General features: G+C 75.1%; 12 protein-coding genes and 1 pseudogene. 10 read left to right on the forward strand and 3 right to left on the reverse strand.

Going from position 1 to position 22,479, the window contains the following annotated elements; genetic code table 11:
- Positions 1–28: 28 nt before the first annotated feature.
- The 6 genes from QNO07_RS15290 (at position 29) to QNO07_RS15315 (ending at position 15,644) form a co-directional block, all read left to right on the forward strand.
- Positions 29–3,727 carry a hydantoinase B/oxoprolinase family protein gene (locus QNO07_RS15290; RefSeq protein ID WP_283992549.1) on the forward strand — a complete coding sequence of 1,233 codons (3,699 nt, stop codon included), beginning with the start codon at positions 29–31 and terminating at the stop codon, positions 3,725–3,727.
- Positions 3,728–3,864: 137 nt separating this feature from the next.
- The gene (locus QNO07_RS15295; protein ID WP_283992550.1) at positions 3,865–6,243 is read left to right on the forward strand and encodes a SpoIIE family protein phosphatase; all 2,379 of its coding nucleotides are present in this window, start codon (positions 3,865–3,867) and stop codon (positions 6,241–6,243) included.
- Positions 6,244–6,260: 17 nt separating this feature from the next.
- On the forward strand, positions 6,261–8,348 hold the full coding sequence (locus QNO07_RS15300) for a SpoIIE family protein phosphatase (RefSeq protein ID WP_283992551.1): 2,088 nt from the start codon (positions 6,261–6,263) through the stop codon (positions 8,346–8,348).
- A gap of 251 nt (positions 8,349–8,599) precedes the next feature.
- Complete coding sequence (locus tag QNO07_RS15305; RefSeq protein WP_283992572.1) at positions 8,600–10,123, forward strand: hypothetical protein; 1,524 nt, start codon at positions 8,600–8,602, stop codon at positions 10,121–10,123.
- Positions 10,120–11,025, forward strand: a complete 906-nt coding sequence (locus tag QNO07_RS15310; RefSeq protein ID WP_283992552.1) for a hypothetical protein — start codon at positions 10,120–10,122, stop codon at positions 11,023–11,025. The genes QNO07_RS15305 and QNO07_RS15310 overlap by 4 nt, the downstream gene beginning before the upstream one ends.
- Before the next feature lie 59 nt (positions 11,026–11,084).
- Positions 11,085–15,644 carry a hypothetical protein gene (locus QNO07_RS15315; protein ID WP_283992553.1) on the forward strand — a complete coding sequence of 1,520 codons (4,560 nt, stop codon included), beginning with the start codon at positions 11,085–11,087 and terminating at the stop codon, positions 15,642–15,644.
- A gap of 37 nt (positions 15,645–15,681) precedes the next feature.
- Here the strand turns inward: QNO07_RS15315 and QNO07_RS15320 are convergent, their stop codons facing one another.
- The gene (locus tag QNO07_RS15320; RefSeq protein WP_502961854.1) at positions 15,682–15,975 is read right to left on the reverse strand and encodes a hypothetical protein; all 294 of its coding nucleotides are present in this window, start codon (positions 15,973–15,975) and stop codon (positions 15,682–15,684) included.
- A gap of 236 nt (positions 15,976–16,211) precedes the next feature.
- On the opposite strand from QNO07_RS15320, the gene QNO07_RS15325 reads away from it, so the two are divergent.
- Genes QNO07_RS15325 through QNO07_RS15340 form a run of 4 tightly spaced genes read left to right on the forward strand, consistent with a single transcriptional unit; the run spans position 16,212 to position 20,415 of the window.
- The gene (locus tag QNO07_RS15325) at positions 16,212–18,941 is read left to right on the forward strand and encodes a sensor histidine kinase (protein WP_283992554.1); all 2,730 of its coding nucleotides are present in this window, start codon (positions 16,212–16,214) and stop codon (positions 18,939–18,941) included.
- Positions 18,938–19,375, forward strand: a complete 438-nt coding sequence (locus QNO07_RS15330) for a roadblock/LC7 domain-containing protein (RefSeq protein ID WP_283992555.1) — start codon at positions 18,938–18,940, stop codon at positions 19,373–19,375. The genes QNO07_RS15325 and QNO07_RS15330 overlap by 4 nt, the downstream gene beginning before the upstream one ends.
- 28 nt (positions 19,376–19,403) lie before the next feature.
- A complete protein-coding gene (locus QNO07_RS15335) occupies positions 19,404–19,826 on the forward strand; it encodes a DUF742 domain-containing protein (RefSeq protein ID WP_283992556.1) in 423 nt (140 codons plus the stop codon).
- Positions 19,807–20,415 (forward strand): GTP-binding protein, encoded by a 609-nt coding sequence (locus QNO07_RS15340; protein WP_283992557.1) that lies wholly within the window; start codon positions 19,807–19,809, stop codon positions 20,413–20,415. The genes QNO07_RS15335 and QNO07_RS15340 overlap by 20 nt, the downstream gene beginning before the upstream one ends.
- Before the next feature lie 31 nt (positions 20,416–20,446).
- Here the strand turns inward: QNO07_RS15340 and QNO07_RS15345 are convergent, their stop codons facing one another.
- Positions 20,447–21,274, reverse strand: coding sequence for a M15 family metallopeptidase (locus tag QNO07_RS15345; protein ID WP_283992558.1), 828 nt, complete (start codon positions 21,272–21,274; stop codon positions 20,447–20,449).
- A 207-nt stretch (positions 21,275–21,481) separates the two neighbouring features.
- Positions 21,482–22,369, reverse strand: a pseudogene (locus tag QNO07_RS15350) (glycosyl hydrolase); the annotation flags it as partial.
- Positions 22,370–22,479 lie beyond the last annotated feature (110 nt).

A 22,479-nucleotide genomic window follows, 5' to 3' on the forward strand; every position in this document is an offset into this window, starting at 1 on the left:
GCAGGCCGCCACCTGGCACGATGACGCCATGACCGGACGCTGGGAGTTCTGGATCGACCGCGGCGGCACGTTCACCGACGTGGTGGGCAGACGGCCGGACGGCACCCTGACCACCGGCAAGCTGCTCTCGCACCACCCCGAGCACTACCGGGACGCCGCCGTCGAGGGCATCCGCCGCATGCTGGGCACCGGCCCCGGCGAAGAGGTGCCGGCGGAGCGGATCGCGGTGGTCAAGATGGGCACCACCGTCGCCACCAACGCCCTGCTGGAACGCAAGGGCGAACCGACCGTGCTGGTGACCACCGCCGGGTTTCGCGACGCGCTGCGCATCGCCTACCAGAACCGCCCACGGCTGTTCGACCGGCACATCGTGCTGCCGTCCGCGCTCTACACGGAGGTGGTCGAGGTCCCGGAGCGGGTCGGCGCCCACGGGGAGCAGGTGCGCCCGCTGGACCTGGCGACCACCGCCGAGCGGCTGCGCGCGGCGTACGCCCGGGGCGTACGCTCCGCCGCGATCGTGCTGATGCACGGCTACCGCCATCCCGGGCACGAGCAGCAGGTCGCCGCGCTCGCCCGGGAGGTCGGCTTCCACCAGGTCAGCTGCTCGCACGAGGTCAGCCCGCTGATCCGCCTGGTGCCGCGCGGCGACACCACCGTGGTCGACGCCTACCTGTCCCCGGTACTGCGGCGCTACGTCGACCAGGTCGCCGGTGAACTGCGCGGAGTGCGGCTGATGTTCATGCAGTCCGGGGGAGGGCTGCGGGAGGCCGGGCACTTCCGGGGCAAGGACGCGGTGCTCTCCGGGCCGGCCGGCGGCGTCGTCGGCATGGCCCGCAGCTGCGCGCGGGCCGGGCACCACCGCGTCATCGGCTTCGACATGGGCGGCACCTCGACAGACGTCTCGCACTACGCAGGTGAGCTGGAGCGCAGCTTCGACACCCAGGTCGCAGGGGTCCGGATGCGGGCGCCCATGATGGACATCCACACCGTCGCCGCGGGCGGCGGCTCGATCCTGCACTTCGACGGCACCCGCTACCGGGTCGGCCCCGACTCGGCGGGCGCCGACCCGGGCCCGGCCTGCTACCGGCGCGGCGGGCCGCTCACCGTGACCGACGCCAACGTGATGCTGGGCCGGGTCAGGCCCGAGCACTTCCCGCACGTCTTCGGCCCGCGCGGCGACCAGCCGCTGGACCGCGAGGAGGTGCGCCGCCGCTTCACGGCACTGGCCGACCGCGCCCGCCGCGAGAGCGGCGACGACCGCACTCCCGAGCAGGTCGCGGCGGGCTTCCTGGAGATCGCGGTGCTCAACATGGCCAACGCGGTGAAGAAGATCTCGGTGCAGCGCGGCCACGACGTCACCCGCTACGCCCTGGCCAGCTTCGGCGGCGCCGGCGGCCAGCACGCCTGCGCCGTCGCCGACGCGCTCGGCGTGGACACCGTCGTGGTGCCGCCGCTGGCGGGCGTGCTCTCGGCGTACGGCATCGGCGTCGCGGACGCCACCGCGCTCCGCGAGCAGTCGGTGGAACGCGAGCTGACGCCGGAGGCCATGGGCTCCCTGCGTGAGGTGTGCCGGGCGCTGGAGGAGCACACCCGTGCCGAGCTGCGGGCCGACGGCGTGCCCGGCGACTCGGTGCGCACCACCGCCCACCTGCACCTGCGGTACGCCGGGACGGACGCCGCCCTGCCGGTGGCGCTCGACGAACCCGCGGCGATGGCTGAGGAGTTCACCCGCACCCACCGGGCACGCTACGGCTTCACCATGGACAAGCCGCTGGTCGCGGCGACCGCGGCGGTCGAGGCGGTCGGCCGCAGCAGCCCGCCCGACGACACCCCGCAGCCCGCCGGGGCCCCCGCCCCCCAGCCGCCCGCCACGCCCGCCGCCCCCACGCCGCCCGGCCCCTCGCCCACCAGAGCGTCCGCCCCACCGCCGGCCGAACCCACCGCGCCGGGCGGCCCGCAGCCGGAGCCCTCGCCCGTGCACGCCGGGGGCCGCTGGCAGCCGGCCGCGCTTCACCGCCGTGCCGATCTCACCTCCGGCGACACGGTGCGCGGACCGGCGCTCGTCACCGAGCCCGACTCCACCACGGTGGTCGAACCCGGCTGGGAGGCCCGCACCGGCCCCGCCGGCCACCTGCTGCTCACCCGGGCCGCACCCCGGCCGCGCACCACAGCGGTCGGTACCCGCGCCGACCCGGTCCGCCTGGAGGTCTTCAACAACCTCTTCATGGCCGTCGCCGAGCAGATGGGCGTGCGCCTGGCCAACACCGCGCACTCCGTCAACATCAAGGAGCGGCTCGACTTCTCCTGCGCGCTCTTCGACGCCCACGGCGACCTGATCGCCAACGCCCCGCACATCCCCGTGCACCTGGGCTCGATGGGCGACACCGTCAAGGAGATCCTGCGCCGCAACGGCACCTCGCTGCGCCCCGGCGACGTCCACGCCGTCAACGACCCCTTCCACGGCGGCACGCACCTGCCGGACGTCACCGTCGTCAGCCCCGTCTTCTCCGAGGACGGCGGCGAACTCCTCTTCCTGGTCGCCTCGCGCGGCCACCACGCGGAGATCGGCGGCATCACCCCCGGGTCGATGCCGGCGTTCAGCCGGACCGCGGCCGAGGAGGGTGTGCTCTTCGACAACTGGCTGCTGGTCCGCGACGGCCATCTGCGCGAGGCGGAGACGAGGGCACTGCTGACCCGCGGCCCGTACCCCTCCCGCGACCCGGACGCCAATCTCGCCGACCTGCGGGCCCAGATCGCCGCGAACAACAAGGGCATCGAGGAACTGCGGGCCCTGGTCGACCAGTTCGGCATCGACGTGGTGCGCGCCTACATGGGCCACGTCCAGGGCAACGCGGAGGAGTCGGTGCGGCGCATCGTCGCCGGGCTGAACGACGGCACCTGCCGCTACGAGACCGACAGCGGCGCCGTCATCGAGGTCGCCGTCCGCGTCGACCGGCACGCCCGCAGTGCCGTCGTCGACTTCACCGGCACCTCGGCGCAGCGCCCGGACAACTTCAACGCGCCCAGCTCGGTCGTCACCGCCGCCGTGCTGTACGTCTTCCGCACGCTGGTCGCCGACGACATCCCGCTCAACGGCGGCTGCCTGCGCCCGCTGGACATCCGCATCCCGCCCGGCAGCATGCTGTCGCCCCGGCCGCCCGCCGCCACCGTCGCGGGCAACGTGGAGACCTCGCAGGCGGTCACGGGCGCGCTCTACCGGGCGCTCGGCGTGCAGGCCGAAGGGTCGGGCACCATGAACAACGTCGCCTTCGGCAACAACCGGGTGCAGTACTACGAGACGGTCGCCAGCGGTTCCGGAGCCGGTGACGGCTTCGACGGCGCCGACGCCGTGCAGACCCACATGACCAACTCCCGCCTCACCGACCCCGAGGTGCTGGAATGGCGGCTGCCCGTCCGGGTGGAGGAGTTCTCTGTCCGCACCGGCAGCGGCGGCACCGGCCGCTGGCGCGGGGGCGACGGGGTGCGCCGCCGGCTGCGGTTCCTCGAACCCGTCAGCCTCGCCCTGCTCACCGGCCACCGCCGCGTCCCGCCCTACGGCTTCGCCGGCGGCGGGCCGGGAGCGCTGGGACGCAACGCGCTGGAGCACCCGGACGGCACGGTGACGCCCCTGGCAGGGGTCGCCGCCGCGGAGGCGGACACCGGGGACGTCCTGGTGCTGGAGACACCCGGCGGCGGAGGTTACGGAGAGCAACCGCCGAGCGGGTGAACACCGCACCACCGACCGGCCTACACCCGGGCGGCCCACCGAGCGGCGCTGCGGCGCTGCGGGTTGAATGGAGGGACGACAAGAGCCCGGACCGCCGGAGGGACACCGCCGCGATGCCCCCGCAGTGAGGGAGAGACGTGAGCGCCAGCGAGCACGGCCCGTACACAGACCCGCCGCCCGGCACGGAACCCGCGGTGCTCGTACTCGACGCCCTTGGCGCCGTCCGCTCCGTCAGCCCCGGCGCCGCGGCGCTCACCGGCCGCCCCGCCGCCGCGCTGCGCGGCCTCCCCCTGGCCGACCTGCTCACCGAACCCGGCCGCACACCGCCCGCCGAAGACGCCGAGAGCCCCGCGGAACGCCTCGCCGATCGCCCGATGGGCGTCGACACCCAGCTGCGCCACCCCGGCGGCCCGCCCGTCGCCGTACGGGTGACCGGCGTGCCGCTGGAGGACGGACTGCTCGTCACCGTCGTCCCGCTCGAACAGGCCCGGCGCACCGACCGGGAACAGGCCCTTCTGCGGGAACTCTTCGAGCAGACCGCGGTCGGCTTCACCCTGCACGACGAGGAACTGCGTGTGGTGCGGCGCAACCGGGCCCCCGGCCCGCTCGTCCAGGAGGACCAGGACGCGCTGCTCGCCCGGCTGCGGGAGGTCGCCGACACCGGTGGGCAGCTGATCGGCTGGGAGCACCCCGCACGCCTGCGCCACGACCCGGCGGGCGACCGCGCCGTGTCGCTGGCCGCGTATCGGCTCAGCGACCCGGCGGGCCGGGTGATCGGCGTGGCCAGCGTGTCCACCGACGTCACCGAGCAGCGCGCCGACCGGCGCCGACTCGCGCTGCTGCACGCCGCCTCCGAGCGCATCGGGCGCAGCCTCGACGTGACCAGCAACGCCGAGGAACTGGTGCGCGTGCTGTTGTCCGGTCTGGGCGACCTCGCCGCCGTCGACCTCACCGAGACGGTGCTCGTCGGCGGTGAACCCGGGGACTTCCGCGCCGGCGCCCCGCTGCGCCGCGTCGCCGCCGCGCACAACGACGGGCCGTGGCCCGAGGAGCTGTACCCGGTGGGGGAGACCTTCCGCATCGAGGACGTGGAGAGCGAGCGGCTGCGCAGCGGCACCCCGGTCTTCACCTCCGACCTCGCCAGGCTGCGCAGCCGCTACGGCGGCGACCGGCGCCGCACCCGGCTGGTGCTCCCCGACGCCGCGACGTCCCTGATGGTCGTGCCGCTGCAGGCGCGCGGGCTGGTGCTGGGAGCCGTCGCCCTGTGGCGCACCGGCGACCGCACGGGTTTCACGGCCCGGGACGCGGCGCTCGCCGAGGAGATCACCTCCCGCGCGGCGCTCAGCGTCGACAACGCCCGCCGCTACACCCGCGAGCACCGGTCAGTGGAGGCACTCCAGCGCAGCCTGCTGCCGCAACCCGTCGTGGAGACCAGCGCCGCCGACACCGCCGGCGTCTACGTCCCCGCCGGCACCACCGCGGGCACCGGCGGCACCTGGTACGACGTCATCTCGCTGTCCTCCGCGCAGGTGGCCTTCGTCGTCGGCGACGTGGCCGCGCACGGCCTGGACGCGACCGCCACCATGGGGCGGCTGCGCACCGCCGTGCAGACCCTCGCCGACCTCGACCTGCCGCCCGAGGAACTGCTGACCCACCTGGACGACCTGGCCGTGCGGCTGGCCGACCCCGGCGGCGGCACCGCCGCCCGCCCCGCGGCGGGCGTGCTGGGCGCCACCTGCCTGTACTGCGTCTACGACCCGGTCACCGGCCGCTGCGCCATGGCCAGCGCGGGCCGGATGCCGCCGCTTCTCGCCGGGCCGGACGGCGGCGACGCCGCGCCCGTCGCCCTGAAGCCCGGCCCGCCGCTCGGCATGGGCGGCAAGCCGTTCGAACCGCTGGAACTGCAACTGGAACCAGGTTCCGTACTGGCCTTCGGCAGCGACGAGTTGATGCTGCGCGGCGACGACTCCCACCGGCGGGGCGACGACGGCGGCACGCTCGCCGCCCGGATCGGGGCCGCCGCCATGTCGGGCCGCACCCCCGCGGAGACGGGCCGGGACATCCTGCGGCAGCTGCTGCCCGAGGGCCCGCCGGACAACGAGGTCGCCCTGCTGATGGCACGTGTCCGCCGGCTGCCCGAGGAGGCCACCGCGTCGTGGACGTTCCCCGCCGAGGCGGTGCAGGTCGCCCGGGCCAGGGACCTCGTCAACGAACGCCTCGACCTGTGGGGGCTGACCGAGCTGGCCTTCGTCACCGAACTGATCGTCAGCGAGCTGGTCACCAACTCCATCCGCTACGCGGGCGGCCCGGTCGGAGTACGGCTGATCAAGGACGAGACGCTGGTGTGCGAGGTGTCCGACCCCAGCCAGACCCAGCCGCATCTGCGGCGCGCCCGCGTGACCGACGAGGGCGGTCGCGGACTTTTCCTCGTCGCACAGCTTGCCCACCGCTGGGGCAGCCGGTACACATCCTCCGGCAAGACCATGTGGACCGAGCAACTCCTCGACGAGCGCTGAGAGGGGGAGCAGCCGGTATGGACGACCCCGGGCAGCCGGAGATCCGCGGCGGCACCGACGCCGAGGGCGTCAGTGCCGCGCCCGGCGGCCTGCTCGACCTGCTCCGCGTCGCCGCGTTCGTCCTCAACGGCGCCGGACGCGTGGTGCTGTGGAGCCCGGAGGCCGAGCACCTCTTCGGGTACTCCGCCGAGGAGGCCCTGGGCGCCCCCGCCGGGCACCTGCTCGTCGCCCCCGAGCACCTGGGCCTGGTGAAGGAGCTGTTCGGCAGGGTCAGGGCCGGAGCCAGCTGGTCGGGCGTCTTCCCCGTCCGCGCCAAGGACGGCTCCGTCCGGAGGGTGGAGTTCCGCAACATCCGGCTGCACGACGCCCACGGCGACGTGCACGCACTGGGGCTCGCCGCGGACGCCGGGACGCTGCGCCGCCTGGAGACCGACCTGGCCCTCTCCAACAGCCTGGTCAACCAGTCCCCGGTGGCCATGGGGATGTTCGACAACGAACTGCGCTGGCTGCGGGTCAACCCGGCACTGGAACGCGCCGGCGGCCTCGCCGCGGGCGCCATGCTCGGCCGCAACCTCGAAGACGTGCTGCCTGCCGTCGACCCCGACGTGGTGCGCCGCGCCCTGCACCACGTGATGGCGACCGGCCGGCCCCTGCTGGATCAGATGACAGCCTGCCGCAGCCCCGTCGGCAGCGACGAGGAACGTGTGTGGTCGGTGTCCTACTACCGCATCGACGACCCGCGCGGCAGACCGCTGGGCGTGGCCACCTCCGCGATCGACGTGAGCGAACGCCAGCGGGTGGCCGCCGAGATGGCCGGCGCCAGGGCCCGTCTGGCCGTCATCGCCGACGCCGGCGTCCGCATCGGCACCACCCTCGACCTTCAGCAGACCGCCAGGGAACTCGCGGAAGTGGCCGTGCCCCGGCTCGCGGACCTCGCGGCGGTCGATGTGCTGGACTCCGTGCTCGGCGGTGAGGTGGCAGCCGCCGTCCGCCCCGACGGCTCGGCACGGTTCCGGGCGCTGGCCGTGATCGCAGCCGAAGGCACCGACGCCTCACAGGCTGCCGACCAGGTCGGCGAACTCGCGTCCTACGGACCGACCCGCATGATCACCCAGTGCGTGCGGGAGGCCCGGCCCATCCTGCTCCCCGAGGTGGACTCCGCCGACGTGCGCCGCATCGCGAAGGACACAGCCGCCGCCGACGTGCTCACGGCTGCCGGCGTGCACTCCTACCTCGCAGCTCCGCTGATCGCACGCGGCGACGTCCTGGGCACCGTCAGCCTCTACCGCACCGGCAACCCGCGGCCCTTCGACGACCAGGACCTCACCCTCGCCGCCGAACTCGCCGCCCGCGCCGCCATCTGCGTCGACAACGCCCGCCTGTACAGCCGGGAGCGCAACGCCGCGCTGACACTGCAGCGCAGCCTGCTGCCCGACGCGCCGCCCCGCCACCCCGACATCGAGATCGCCGCCCGCTACCTGCCGGCCGTCAGCGCGGTCGGCGGGGACTGGTTCGACGTCCTGCCGCTGCGCCACGGCAAACTCGGCCTGATCGTCGGCGACGTGATGGGCAAGGGCCTGCACGCCGCCGCCATCATGGGCCAACTGCGCACCGCCACCAGGGCTCTGGCCCGCCTCGACATGCCGCCCGCCGAACTGATGCGGCACCTCGACGACATCCTCACCTCGCTCGGCGAGTCCATCGCCACCTGCGTCTACGCCGTCTGCGACCCGCTGCACGGCCGGTGCGAACTCTCCAGCGCCGGACACCTGCCCCCGGTCCTCATCTCGCCCGAGGGCGTCGCCGAACTCGTCGACCTGCCCAACGCCGCCCCGCTGGGCGTCGGCGGGGTGCCGTTCAGCACCGAGAAGCGCGACCTCCCCGAGGGCGCGACGATCGCGCTGTTCACCGACGGCCTCGTCGAGGACCGCCGCGCCCCCATCGACGCCGGGCTGCGCGCCCTGACACGTGTACTGACCGGTGACCCGCGACCCCTGGAACAGACCTGCGACACCGTGCTGCACGCCCTGCACCACACGCCGCTGGACGACGTCGCGCTGCTCCTGGCCCGCCCCCGTCCGAAGCCGGGCGGCACCGCGCACTGACCCGGCGGGCCTCCTGCCCAACCGTGCCGTTTCGTGCGATGTCGGTGCGACGGCCTAATCTGTGCGACGTGACTTCTCCAGCTCAGAGCGGCGTGCCCGGCCAGCGGCGGCAGAGCCCGCCGTCCCACGGCGGCCCCTCTGCGCCCGCCGCCACCGGCGGACCCTCCGGCGCTGCCACCGCGGGTGCCTCCGGCGCTGCCACCGCGGGTGCCTCCGGCGCTGCCACCGCGGGTGCCTCCGGCACCCGCCCGATGGCCGCTCAAGCCCCCCGCCCGGCCGCTCCCTCCCTCCGCCCGGCGCTCGGTCCCGCCGCCGACGAGGGCCTCGCGCGGCGGCTGCGCGCCCTGGCCTGCACCGCGCCGCTGCACGACCTGGACGTCCGCAAGGCGAACCTGGCGGGGGAGTACACCACCTACGCCATGGCCGAAGTGGCCCTCTCCGCCATCGACCTCGTCACCCTCCAGATGGACTTCGACACCGGCGCCGACCACGAGGACGTCGTCGCCCGCCTGCTGCCGCGCGTCGCCGCGCAGGCCCCGGGGCGGAGCACCGCCGAGCACGAGCGTGTCGCCCGATGGGTGCTGGAGAACCTGCTCAACGTCGGCAGCGTCGACCGCGGCTTCCGCGCCGTCTACGGAACCTTCGGGCCGGACGGCGCCTACGTGCGGCGGGACTACGACTTCAAGCTCATCGAGGAGGTCCCCGGCCCCGGTGGCGGCGTGTACCTGCGCACCACCGACGAGGCCGTCAACGTCCTGGTCGGCGCGCTCGACACGGACGTCACCAGCGCCCAGATCGCCGCCGAGGTCAAGCTGGAGGTGCTGGTCAACCGCGGCCGGCTGGCGGACGCCCAGCTCGCCGCCGAGCAGGCCCGCTACCGCACCGTCCAGTACGCCGAGACGCTCCGCCGCACCCTGGAGGCCACCCGCCGCGACGTGCGCTCCGTCGACTGGCTGCGCACCGTGCCCGACCTCATCGCCGAGGCGCTCGACCACGTCGCCGACCGCTACCGGCACGAGAACGCCATTCTCACCAACATCCGCCGCGTCCGCGACGAGACCGCCGACGACCGGCACCCCGACCACCGGCTGCGGGCCGCCGAACTCGTCGACATAGTCAAGGACTGCATCAGGCGCCACACCCAGCTCCAGTCCCGCCTGCTGGAGGCCGGCCCGCTGTTCCGCGCCGAACAGGACCGGCAGGCGTTCGCCCCGGCGGCCGGCCGCGCCGGGCTGGACCTGCACGGCCAGCTGCTCGCCCCGCTGCTGCCCGAACCCCTCGAACGCGCCGCCCGCGTCACCGAGGCGTTCTTCCGGCACGGCACCGGCCTGCGCACACCCGGCGCGGTACGCGTCGGCGACCTCGTCGACCTGCTGCTGACGCCCCCCGCGCCGCGTGAGCACCTCGGCGCCGAGATGCCAGAACCGGACCTGGTCACCACCCCCGACGACAGCCGCTTCAGCGAACAGCAGCTCGCCGACGCCCGGGAACTCCTCGACCTGCCGCCGGACGCCCCGCGGCGCCTGTCCGGCCTGCTCGCCGAAGCCCGCGGCCACGACCGCGACCTTCCCTACCTGGTGGCGCTGCTCGCCGTGCACGCCGCCAGCCCCCCGGTGGGCACCGCCTACCGGCAGGGCGACGAGCGGCTGCTGTTCGCCGTCGACGACGGCACCCCGCTGGAGGACCCGGAGTTCGGCGGCGCCGACCTGGTCGTCGGCACCGCACTGCTGGACGCCGCCGGCATGGCCGCCGGACGGTCCGAGGCCGCCTCATGACCGACCACCACCGAGGAGCGCACGACGTGAGCGAACCCGGCACCGGGCCAGGCCCGCACACCACCGCCGAAGGACCCGCCCGGCTCACCCCGGCGGACGCCGCCGACGCGGCCCGGCTCGTCTCCTTCGGCCTCCAGCCCAAGCTGCTGCCGTCCCGCGACGCCGAGTACGCCGAACTGCTCCGCCGCCACCGCGAGGACCCGGCGTTCGCCCGGCTCGCCGACGCCGTCGCCACCGGGCTGGGCCTCGTCGTCCTGGAGGTCTCCACCCGCGCCGGCATGGCAGTCACCGCCGCCGAGGACTCCGTGTTCGCCGTCCGCATGGGCGACTACGCGCGCCGGGCCGCCGCCGACTCCGCCGACCGCTTCCTGCACGGCCTGGCCCACCTGGCCGTCGCCGCCATGGCCTTCCCCCGCCCGGAGGACCTCGCCGACGACGGCTACGTCGGGCGGCTCACCGTCAACGGCGTGGACGCCTTCGTCCGCCAGGCCTGCCGCCGGCTGGAGGAGCAGGCCGCAGCCCGCGGCGAGAACACCGACCCCGCCACCGACGCGCCCGGGCTGGAGGCCGCCTGGCGGGTCTGGGCCCGGCGCAGCGCCACCGGCGCGACCAAGGACGCCCGCCGCCTCGCCGGCTCCACCACCGGCATCGTCGGCAAGGCCGTCGCCTTCCTCACCGACTCCGGCTTCCTGCAGCGCACCGGCGACGAGGCGGGCGGCACCTACCGCACCACCGCCCGCTACCAGCTCCAGGTCCGCGACATGGCGGGCAACGCGGCGATGGCCGAACTGCTCGACCTGGGCATCGTGCCCGTCAGCGACGGCAGCGGCACGCTCGTGCCGCCGCCCGAGGGCGACGACCTCGAACTCGCCGACGGAGCCGGCCTGCCCTTCCACCGCTGACCCGCCCGCCCTCCGACCGTCCGCGCCCCCACCCGACCGCCGCACCGAGAGTCCGCCCCATGTACGAGCTGTCCCGGATCCGCCTCCACTCCATCGGACCCGCCGGTGCGCGCTACGCCGACACCGTGCTGGACCTGCGCGGAGTCGGCGAGCCGGTGCCCAGCCCCGCCCCGGCGCAGGCCGACTTCTTCGAGGACGAGCCGACCGGGCCGCCCCGCAGGCCCGCCCCGGCCGGCGTGCTCTTCCTGGAGAACGGCGGCGGCAAGTCGGTCCTGCTCAAGCTGATCTTCTCGGTGATGCTGCCCGGCCACCGCAACACCCTCGGCGGCGCCAGCTCCGGCGTGCTGCGCAAGTTCCTGCTCGCCGACGACTGCGGACACGTCGCGCTGGAGTGGCAGCACACCCTCACCGGTGAGAGCGTCGTCGTCGGCAAGGTCAGCGAATGGCGCGGACGGCAGGTCTCCAACGACCCCCGCCGCTTCGCCGAGGCCTGGTACTCCTTCCGCCCAGGACCCGGCATGAGCCTCGACTCGCTGCCCGTGTCGGAGTCCACCGCGCTGCGCCCGCGCGCCGAGGGCGCCTCCGGGGCCCGCGGCAGGCGCCGCACCATGAAGGGCTTCCGCGACGTCCTCACCGAGACCGCGAAGGCCTACCCCAACCTCGACGTCGTCTGGGAGGAGGGCCACGACCGCTGGAAGGAGCACCTCGACGCGCTCGGCCTGGACCCCGAACTCTTCCGCTACCAGCGCGAGATGAACGCAGACGAGGGCGAAGCGGCCGGCCTGTTCGCGGTGAAGAACGACTCAGACTTCACCGACCTGCTGCTGCGCGCCGTCACCGACACCCGCGACACCGACGGCCTGGCCGACCTGGTGCACGGCTTCGCCCACAAGCTGGGCCGCCGCGCCGAGCTGACCGCCGAACGCGACTTCACCGCCGGGTCCCTGGACCTGCTGCGCCGCATCGACGAGGCCGCCGGCCGCCGCGAACGCCACCGGGCCGTGCACACCGCCGCCGAGCAGCGCACCCGCGGCCTCGCCGCGCGCCTCGCCGCCCGGGGCGCACTGGAACGCGCCCGCACCGGCGAACTCGCCGAGCAGACCACCACCGCCGCGCGCACGGTGGCCGACGCCGAGCAGTCGCGCGGCCGCGCCGACCTGGTCGCCGCCGAACTCGCCTACCGGCACGCGTCCCTCGCCCTGGCCGCCGCCGAACGAGCGGCCACCGCCCAGCGCCGCGAACTCTCCGACGCCCGCACCCTCGCCGCCGCCTGGCAGGCCGCCGAGATCGCGCTGCGCCACCGGGCGGCAGCCGACCGCGTCGCCCGCGTCGCGGCGGCCATCCGAGAGGCCGAGCGCGACGCCGCGCCCGCGCTCGCCGCCCGGTCCGCCGCCGCCGCCGACCTGGTCGGCGCCCTGCACGCCGCGGCGGCCGACGGGGAGCGGACAGCCGCGGAGGAGGAGGAGCGCTCCACCGCCCTGCAGGTCGCCGCCGAGACCGCGCACCGCGACGCGACGGCCGCCGCCACCGCCGCCCAGCGCGCCCGCAGCGAGGGCGAGCACCTGCGGCAGCGGCTGACCGAGGTCGAGCAGGAGACCGCACAGGCCGTCCGGGCCGGGTGGCTCGACGACACCGCGCCCGACGCCGACCCGGCCCGTGCCGCGCTCGCAGCCGCCGACGCGGAGAAGGCCGCCGCGCAGGCCCTCGACGACGCACGCGAGGCGGCCAGGCGCACCGCCGAACGAGACCGGGACGCCGCTGAGGCGCTCGCCCGCGCCGAGCTGGCCGCGGCCCGCGCGGCGGACGCCGCCGGTGCGGCCGAGGCCGCCCACAGCGCCGAACTGGACGCCGCCACCGCGCTGGGCGCCGAACCCCGGCTGGTCGAACTGCTCGGCGCCGACGGCCCACTGACCGGCACCGAACTCGACCGGGGCGCCGACGAACTGCGCGAACTGCTGGAGGAGCGTGTCGCCACCTGCGAACGCCGCCTGTTCGACCTGCGCACCGCGGCGGGCGACGACGCGCGCATGCTCGGCGCGCTCGGCGAAGGAGGCCTGCTGCCGCCCGGCCCCGACGTCCTGGCCACCGTGGAGTACCTCGGTGAGCACGGCGTGCCCGCCCTGTCCGGCTGGCGCTACCTCGCCCAGGCCGTCGACCCCGCCGACCACGCGGCGGTGCTCGCCGCCCGCCCCGAACTCGTCGACGGCGTCATCATCACCGACCCCGCCAGCCACGCCCGCGCCCGCGACGTGCTCGCCCAGGCCGCCCTGCTGCCCCGCTCGGCCGTCGCCGTCGGCACCGCGGCGGCCCTGCTCGCCCCGCCGCCCGGCGCGCAGGAGGACACCTCCGTCTTCCTGGTGCCGCCCAACCCGGCCATGCACGACGAGGACGCCGCCGACGGCGAGCGGCAGGCGCTGCGGGCCCGTGCCACCGAGCGCGACGAGGAGATCCGCACCCTCGCCGCCCGGCTCTCCGGCGACCGTGCGCTCAGTGCCCGCCTCGCCTCCTGGCGGGCCGGCTGCCCCAACGGCCGGCTCGCGGAGCTGACCGAGGCCGCCGAGGCGGCGCGGGAGGGTGTCGACGAGGCCGTCGACAGGCACACCAGGGCGGCGGCAGAGCGGGCCGACGCCCAGCAGGAGGCCGCCGAGGCGGCCCGGGTCCGCGACGAGCGCCAGGAGAACGCCCAGCGCCTCCGCCGCTCCGCCGACGCGCTCGCCGGGCTGGCGCACCGGTTGCGCGAACGCGCCCGCTGGCAGACACGGCTGCGTGAACTGGCCGAGGAGGCCGCCGAGGCGGAGGAACGCGCCGCCGTCTGCCTGGAGCATGCCCGCGCCGCCGACGAGGACCGCCGCGCGGCCCAGCGCGCCGCGGACGACGCGCGCCGCACCGCCCGGGTGCTGCGCGCCGAACGCGCCGAGATCGCCGGCGCCCCCGACGAACTGCCCGACACCGCAGCTCCCACGGGCTCGCTGCCCGCGCTGCGGGAGGCCTACCGTTCGGCGTCCCGGCTGTACGAGAAGGTCGGGGTCGGCGCCGACCTTCGCGCCGAGCAGGCCCGCGCGGAGGGCGACGAGAGCGCGGCCCGCACCGAACTCGACCGCCTCACCCAGAAGGTGCGCGCCCGGGCCGAGCACCTGCTCACCACCTCCGACGGCGCCGACGGCCCGTCGCGGCAGGCCGCCGCGGCCCGCGCGGAGGCGCTGGTGCAGATGCTGGAGACGCGGGCCTCCACCGCCAGCGAGCAGCTGGGACGGCTGCGCGGTGAGGCCGAGCGCCTCGCCCCGCAGGACGGCGACCGCCACACCGACCTGCCCGACGACCAGGTGCCCGCCGACCCGGCCCGCGCCCAGGAACTGCTGCGCACCGCCACCGGCGAGCTGGCCGGCTGCCAGGACACGCTCCAGGCGGCCCGCGCCGCCCACGAGGAACTGCTGTACGCGCACCGGGCCGCGGAGAACGCCGCCGCCTCCTTCGAGGAGACAGCCGCCCTGCTGCGGGACCTGCTGCGAGATCCGCAGCCCGCGGAGGAGCCGGACGCCGCGCCGGAGCCCTACCAGGGCGACGCGGAGGAGGCCCGCAGGGCGGCGGCCGAGGCACGCCGGGCGCTGCGCGGCTGCGCCACCGAGCTGTCCGCCGCCGAGACGGCCGTCCGAGAGGCGAGCGACGTCCTGGTGCGGCACGCCAACTCCACCCGCTTCGAGCAGGTCCGCACCCCCGCCCGGCAGCAGATCCGCGAACTGCCCGCCGCCGCGCTGCCCGAGCACGCCGCCGCCTGGGCCGACGCCTTCGCGCCGCGGCTGCGGGTCCTGACCGACGAGCTGCAGCAGCTGGAGCGCAACCGGGACAGCATCGTGGACCGCCTGCGCGGCCTGGTCGAGGCCTCCCTGGCGACACTGCGCTCCGCGCAGCGCCTCTCCCGCCTCCCCGAGGGGCTGGGGGAGTGGTCCGGCCAGGAGTTCCTGCGCATCCGCTTCGACGACCCCGACCAGGCGGACCTGACCGAGCGGCTGGGCGAGGTCATCGACGAGGCCACCAGAGCGGCCGTGCGCAAGAACTCCGACCTGCGCCGGGACGGCATGTCGCTGCTGCTGCGCGGGGTGCACGCCGGGATGCAGCCGCGCGGGGTGGCGGTGGAGATCCTCAAGCCGGACGCGGTGCTGAGGGCCGAACGGGTACCGGTCGGGCAGATGGGCGACGTCTTCTCCGGCGGGCAGCTGCTCACCGCCGCGATCGCGCTGTACTGCACGATGGCGGCGCTGCGCAGCAGCGACCGCGGCCGGGACAAGCACCGGCACGCCGGCACCCTGTTCCTCGACAACCCGATCGGCCGCGCCAACGCCACCTACCTGCTGGAGCTGCAACGCGCCGTCGCCGACGCACTCGGCGTGCAACTGCTCTACACGACGGGGCTGTTCGACACCACGGCACTGGCCGAGTTCCCACTCGTGGTCCGGTTGCGCAACGACGCGGACCTGCGGGCGGGCCTGAAGTACATCAGCGTCGAGGAGCACCTGCGTCCCGGTCTGCCGCAGCCCGGCGACGATCCGGACGCCGTCCACGGCGAGATCACCGCCACCCGCGTGTTCCGCCGCCCGGAGGAGAGCGCGACCGCCACCTGAGCGGGCGTGCGGCGGGCGTTCGCCGCGGGCGGCGCGTTCAGTGGGCGCCGTGCCCGCGGCGCAGCGCGCGGTCACGGGCGGCACTGCTGGGCGTGGACACCACGCCGTGGCGCTGCACCCACACCTGCCGGGTCACCCACACGTCGAGCACGGCCCAGGTGGCGACGACGGTGCTGGCGACGGTGCTGAGCAGCGCGGGAAAGGCGAACCACACCCCGGCCAGTGAGCACAGCACGGCGACCGTCAACTGGACGAGGGTGAGGGCGACCACCAGGACGGCGCGGACCGCCGCGGACCTTACCGGGTCCGGCAATCGGGACTTGGCGTACATGCTCTTCTCACTCCCCTCCTCCAGGATGCCCGATTCGGCGCCCGAGTCACGTACCGACTCGGGCGCACCTGCCGCCGCATTGTCCGGGCATCGCAGGAAACTTCCGGATGTGAAGGAATCGCTCAGATGTTCCATCGCGTGGACACATCTACGGACGGAAGGGTGCTCGGTAGTAGGCTCGCGCCGTTTACTGACCGGATCTGCCGACGCCGGGCAGAATCGACGTAGGGGAGGCCATGCGCTTTCGCGGAAGTTCCATCCGCCGGAAGATCGTGGCGCTGCTGCTTGTCCCACTGGTGGCAGTCACCGCACTGTGGGCGTTCGCCACCTACCTCACCGGCCGCGAGGCCGGTCAACTGCTCAGACTGGGCGACATCGTCGAGCAGATCGTGCACCCGGCGGAGGAGACCGTCCAGGCGGTCCAGCAGGAGCGCCGCCAGATACTGGTCCACCTCGCCGACCCGCGCCGCTCCGACGCGCTCACCGAACTGCGGCGCCAGCAGCGGGCCACCGACCGGGCCGTGGAGCGGATCAGCGACAACGCGCTGCACGTGCGCGGCAACCTGCCGGCGGACTCCCGGCAGAAACTGGACGCGCTGCTGGAACGGCTCGACGGGCTCGACTCGGTCCGCACCAAGGTCGAGAACAACACCCTCTCCCGTGACAACGCCTTCGCCGCGTACAACGCCGTCGTCGACCCCGCCTACGACCTGCTCACCACGCTGCACGTCATCGAGGACGTACAGCTCGACAAGGAGTCCCGGGCCCTGGTCGGGGTCGCCCGCGCCCGTGAACTAGTCGCCCGCGAGGACGCGCTGGTCGCCGCGGCGCTCGCCGCCGGACGGATGAGCAGGCAGGAGGTGCGCGAACTCAGCGACCGGGTCGCCGAACGCAACGTCATCTACCGCACCCACCTGCCGGTCCTGCCGGACGAGGACCGCAGGGCCGTCGAGGAGTTCTGGCAGGGCGCGGACGGGCGGACCCTGACCGCCTTCGAGGACGACATCATCGCCGCCGGAGCGGCGGGCGCGGTGAAGGCGGTCAACTCCGCCCGGTGGGACGCCGCCACCACCACCGTGCTGGACGACCTGAAGGAACTCGACCGCGAGGCCGGCGACCGCTACGCCGACCGCATCACGCCCGCAGCGACCACCGTGCTGCTGCAGGCGGGCGTCGCGTGCGTACTCGGCTTTCTCGCGGTGCTGCTGTCGATAGTGGTCTCCTTCCGTGTCGGCCGCGGACTCGTGCGCGACCTCGGCGCGCTCCGCAAGGAGGCCCACGAGGTGTCGGGGGTGCGGCTGCCGAGCGTCATGCGCCGACTGGCCGCCGGCGAGGAGGTCGACGTGGAGACCGAGGCGCCGCGCCTGGAGTACAGCCAGGACGAGATAGGCCAGGTGGGCCAGGCGCTCAACACCCTCCAGCGCGCGGCGATGGAAGCGACCGTCAAGCAGGCCGACATGCGGCGCGGGGTGTCCGAGGTGTTCGTCAACCTGGCCCGCCGCAACCAGGTGCTGCTGCACCGCCAGCTCACCCTGTTGGACGCGATGGAACGCCGCACCGAGAACTCCGACGAACTCGCCGACCTGTTCCGCCTGGACCACCTCACCACCCGGATGCGGCGCCACGCCGAGGGCCTGGTCATCCTCTCCGGCGCCGCCCCCTCCAGGCAGTGGCGCAAGCCGGTGCAGCTCATGGACGTGGTCCGCGCCGCGGTGGCGGAGGTGGAGAACTACGAGCGCATCGAGGTCCGCCGGCTGCCCTGCCTCGCAGTCGAGGGACCGGCCGTCGGCGACCTCACCCACCTGGTCGCCGAACTGCTGGAGAACGCCACCGCGTTCTCCCCGCCGCACACCGCCGTGCAGGTACTCGGCGAACGGGTGCCCAACGGGTTCGCCCTGGAGATACACGACCGGGGACTGGGCATGCCCGCCGAGGCGATGCTGGAGGCGAACCTCCGCCTCGCGGAGACCCCCGAGTTCGAGCTGTCCGACACCGACCGGCTCGGCCTGTTCGTCGTCTCCCGCCTCGCCCAGCGCCAGGGCGTCCGCGTGTCACTGCAGCAGTCGCCCTACGGAGGCACCACCGCGGTCGTGCTCGTCCCGGCCTCGGTGCTCACCGAGCCGGCGGAGAAGGACAACGAACCGCTCGACGGCTCCACCTCCGAGGACACCGGCAGCCACGCCCTGGAGGCCCTGAGGGGCGCCCACCCGGCCCTCACCGAACGGGACCGCACCACCGCCGCCGGGCTGACCCGGGCGTTCCGGGCCCGCGGCAACGGCGGCCCGATCGAGCTGGAAGCCCCGCTCGACGACACCGGCCCCGGCATCGGCAGCCTGTTCCGCGACCTCCAGGAGCGCCGCAGCACCGAGACCGCCGCCCAGCACAGCCACGCCCGCGACGAGTCCCGCCCCGCCGAGCGGGCCGACGGCCCCACACCGCTGCCCCGCCGCCGCCCCGCAGGACCGGTACTGGTCTCCGACCACGGCCGCCCGGTCGGTGCCGGCGCCGAGGAATCCGCGCCCCGCAACCGCGACACGCCACCGGCGGAGGGTGGCCCCCGCCGCGCCCCTACGCCCCCGGAGTCGCAGGCCACCGACGGGGACGGCATCCGGCCGGGCGAGGCCCCGCGCGCGACACCGCCGACCGGCTCCACCGCGGCGGGGGGCTTGCCCCGGCGCGTGCGACAGGCGAGCCTGGCACCGCAGCTGAAGGAGCAGCGCGCCCAGGGGAGCGGCCCGGGCTCCTCCGGCAAGTCAGGAGACGGTGGCGGGGCGACGGACGCCGACCGGACGGGCAGAGCGGACCCGGCGCGCGAGCCGGATGCCACGGGCCCGGCGGACGGCGGGCAGCCGGACGCCGACCGGGACGCGGACGAGGTCCGCAGAAGAATGGCCGCGCTCCAGCGTGGCTGGCAGCGCGGCAGGGAACAGAACGAGGGAACAACACCGGAGGGGAACGGTCGATGACCGCACCGAAAGCCGTACGCAACACCGCATCAGCGGGAGCCGGAGAGCTGAACTGGCTGCTCGACGAACTGGTGCAGCGGGTCGGCAGCATCCGCAAGGCGCTCATCCTGTCCGGTGACGGACTGCCGCGCGGCACCTCGCAGGACCTGCCGAGGGAGGACGGCGAGCACCTCGCCGCCGTGGCGTCCGGCTTCCACAGCCTGGCCAGAGGGGTCGGCCGGCACTTCGGCGCGGGCGGCGTGCGGCAGACCGTCGTGGAACTCGACGACGCGTTCCTCTTCGTGACCGCCGCCGGTGACGGCAGCTGCCTCGCCGTGCTCGCCGAGGCCGACGCCGACGTCGGCCTGATCGCCTACGAGATGACCCTGCTGGTCAAGCGGGTGGGTGTGCACCTGGGCACCGCACCGCGCGCCGACCAGCCCGACGGCGGCTGACCGCGACGACGGCGTGGGGGAGTTGAGCATGAAGGAGCGATGGTTCGACGACGCCGCCGGCCCGGTCGTGCGGCCCTACGCGATGACCCGCGGACGCACCCGCAGCGCGGCCGACGCCCGTCTCGACCTGATCGCGCTGGTGTCCGCGCCGACGTTCCCACTGGGCCCGCCCGGTGCCGCCGCCGCCCAGACTGCGGATGCGGCCGATCTGCTGCACGGCGACCGGACACTGGCACCGGAGCACATCGACATCGTCCTGCGCTGCCGCCGCACCTCGCAGTCGGTCGCCGAGCTGGCCGCCGACCTCGACCTGCCGGTCGGCGTCATCCGGGTCCTGCTCGGCGACCTGATCAACGCCGAACTCGTCCGGGTCAGCCGGCCCGTACCCCCCGCCGAACTGCCCGACGAGAGCATCCTCCGAGAGGTGATCAATGGGCTCAGGGCGCTCTGAACGGCGCGGCGGGACCCCGGCCGACCCGACCGCGCTGAAAGTCCTCGTCGCCGGCGGGTTCGGCGTCGGCAAGACCACCTTCGTCGGCGCGGTCAGCGAGATCAGACCGCTGCGCACCGAGGAGGTGCTCACCGAGGCGGGCCGCGACGTCGACAGCGTCGAAGGCGTGGCGGACAAGCGCACCACCACCGTCGCCATGGACTTCGGACGCATCACCCTCAGCGACGCGCTGGTGCTGTACCTCTTCGGCACACCCGGCCAGGACCGCTTCTGGTTCCTGTGGGACGAACTGGCCCAGGGCGCGCTGGGCGCGGTCGTCCTGGTCGACACCCGGCGGTTCGAGGACTGCTTCGCCGCACTCGACTACTTCGAGCGCCGCGGAATCCCCTTCGCCGTCGCCGTCAACTGCTTCGACGGGGCGGCGCACCACCCCGCCGAGTCGGTCCGCGCCGCCCTCGACCTCCAGCCCCGGGTACCGGTGCTGCTGTGCGACGCCCGGCGCCGCGAGTCGGCCCGCGACGTGCTGGTCGCGGTCGTCGAGCACGCCCTGCGCACCGCCGCCGCCGGAATCCAGCCCGCCGGGACCTGACCGCGCGCCGAAGCGGCCCGCCCCCGTCCGCTCACCGCACGCCACGGCCCCCGCCGCGCACGGAGGAACGGGCCACGGGAAAGTCGAAGTAGCGGTCGGGGAACGCCTCCGGCCGCAACGTGAAGTGCCACCACTCCTCGGGCAGGTTCACGAACCCCACCGCCTCCAGCGCCCGCCTCAGCAGCAGCCGGTTCGCCCGCTGCTCCCCGCCGATCCGCGGATCCAGCGTGTGCGACAGCGGATCGAAGAAGTCGTAGGGCGTGCCCATGTCCACCGGGCACCCGAGCGCCACGCCGGAACCGGGGCCGGCACATCCGCCCGCCCCCGCCCCCAGATGTGAGAGCGGCGCCGCCCACCGCACCAGCGTCACGTCCACCGTGGAGCCGCGGCTGTGCCCCGACCGCTCGGCGACGTAGCCCTCCGCGATCAGCGCGCTCTTGTCCACCCGCGGGTAGAACTCCGCCTTCGTACGCTGGTCCCGCTGGTCCGCCGCCCACGCCACGAAGTGGTCCACCGCCCGCTGCGGCCGGTAGCAGTCGTACACCAGCAGGCTGTGGCCGGTCCGCAGCAGCCGCGCCTGCGCCCGGCGCAGTGCCCGCGCCGCGTCGCGGGTCAGCAGGCACACCGGGTCCCGGTAGCCCACCACCGGCGCACCGGTGAAGTTGCGCGCCGTGGCGTACCGCATGTCCGAAAGGATCGACGGAGCCACCTCCGCCAGCGCCGTGAACGCGGCAGGAGCCCGCGGCTCAGCGGCCCGCCCCTCGGGAGCCGCACGAACTCCAGACGGCGCGGGCCCCTCGGGGCCGGCCAGGAGCACGGCGGGCAGCAGCAGGCACAGCACGGCACGTCCGGCGAACATGCCTCCGCCCTACCAGGCCCCCGCGCCCGCCGTCCGCGGACCGCGCCGGGTGCTCACGCGCCCAGCCCACGCATCCGCACCGGACAGCCCACCTCCCGCCGTCGTCCGCCGTCACCACCGGCTCGCCCCCGGCCATCCGCACGCGGAAGCGAGCCGCACCCGGAACGGGCCGTCGCCGGTGCCCACCGCCGCGCTGCCGAACCCCTACCGCGCGTGCTGGTGGCCCAGCGCCCACGAGGACGGCACCGCGACCGCGCCCGTCAGAGCCGCCCACTCCCGCAACGCCCGGGCAGGCGGCCCCGGCAGCACCCAGTAGCGCAGCGGCCCTCCGCTCATGCGCACCCACGACCGGCCCGGCCGGTCGTGCCCCGACCCCGCACCCTCCCGGCCCTGCCGCAGCACCACCCGCCCGTCCCACGTGTTGTCGTGGAACACCAGGTGCGCGCCCGCGTCCGCAACCACCCACTGCACCGGCATCGACAGGTACAGCGGGTCCGTCCCCGGGCCGAACGCCCCCGGATCGGTGTTCCACAACCGGTACTCGCCGTCCGGCAGCACCGGACCCCCGGCCCGCCCGCCCAGACCGAAGAACCGGGCGTCCGCCGGCACCTCCGTACGCTGTTCCCAGCGCGCCTCCCCGGCCGACTCCCACCACCGCGGCGGCAGGTCCCGCCGCAGCCGCACACCGCCCGGCGTCCGGACCTCCACCGCGCCGAGCCGCGACACCGTCACCAGCACCCGCTCCGACACCAGCCGCCAACCACCGCCGGTGTCCGGCTCCAGCACCACCCGCTCGTCCACCGCCGGCCCCGCCCCGACCAGCGCGTACGACGGCAGCGGCCCGCAACCGTCCCAGCCCACGAACACCGCACCCCCGGCCGACACCCGTAAGCGCAGCACCGACCGGGCGAACCGCACACAGCCCCCGCCCGGTTCCGGATCGGCCCCCAGCAGCAGGCCCGGCGTCCGGGCCCGCTCCACCGGCCGCCGGCGGAACGCCGCGGCGTCCGCCCGCCGTCGCCGCCACGCCGAGAGCACGGTCGCCACCCCGCGCGTCCGCACCCCCACCCATCGCCCCAGCCGCCGAGCATCCATGCAGCTCAGCCTGCCACCGCCGCCCGCGCGACGGGCCCGCGTTCAACTGCCGTTCACGCCCTCCTCCCCAGGCGTTGCCCTTGAGTGGGAACCGGCCGACCCGCCGCACC

Origin of the sequence: Streptomyces sp. 549, assembly GCF_030124175.1 — a bacterium.
In the GTDB taxonomy this organism is placed as follows: Bacteria; Actinomycetota; Actinomycetes; order Streptomycetales; family Streptomycetaceae; genus Streptomyces.

Coding starts and splice junctions, on each gene's coding strand:
- QNO07_RS15345 (WP_283992558.1), bottom strand. CDS start 21,274: ATGTTCGCCGGACGTGCCGTGCTGTGCCTGCTGCTGCCCGCCGTGCTC.
- QNO07_RS15310 (WP_283992552.1), top strand. CDS start 10,120: ATGACCGACCACCACCGAGGAGCGCACGACGTGAGCGAACCCGGCACC.
- QNO07_RS15330 (WP_283992555.1), top strand. CDS start 18,938: ATGACCGCACCGAAAGCCGTACGCAACACCGCATCAGCGGGAGCCGGA.
- QNO07_RS15335 (WP_283992556.1), top strand. CDS start 19,404: ATGAAGGAGCGATGGTTCGACGACGCCGCCGGCCCGGTCGTGCGGCCC.
- QNO07_RS15300 (WP_283992551.1), top strand. CDS start 6,261: ATGGACGACCCCGGGCAGCCGGAGATCCGCGGCGGCACCGACGCCGAG.
- QNO07_RS15340 (WP_283992557.1), top strand. CDS start 19,807: ATGGGCTCAGGGCGCTCTGAACGGCGCGGCGGGACCCCGGCCGACCCG.
- QNO07_RS15320 (WP_502961854.1), bottom strand. CDS start 15,975: ATGTACGCCAAGTCCCGATTGCCGGACCCGGTAAGGTCCGCGGCGGTC.
- QNO07_RS15315 (WP_283992553.1), top strand. CDS start 11,085: ATGTACGAGCTGTCCCGGATCCGCCTCCACTCCATCGGACCCGCCGGT.
- QNO07_RS15305 (WP_283992572.1), top strand. CDS start 8,600: ATGGCCGCTCAAGCCCCCCGCCCGGCCGCTCCCTCCCTCCGCCCGGCG.
- QNO07_RS15325 (WP_283992554.1), top strand. CDS start 16,212: ATGCGCTTTCGCGGAAGTTCCATCCGCCGGAAGATCGTGGCGCTGCTG.
- QNO07_RS15290 (WP_283992549.1), top strand. CDS start 29: ATGACCGGACGCTGGGAGTTCTGGATCGACCGCGGCGGCACGTTCACC.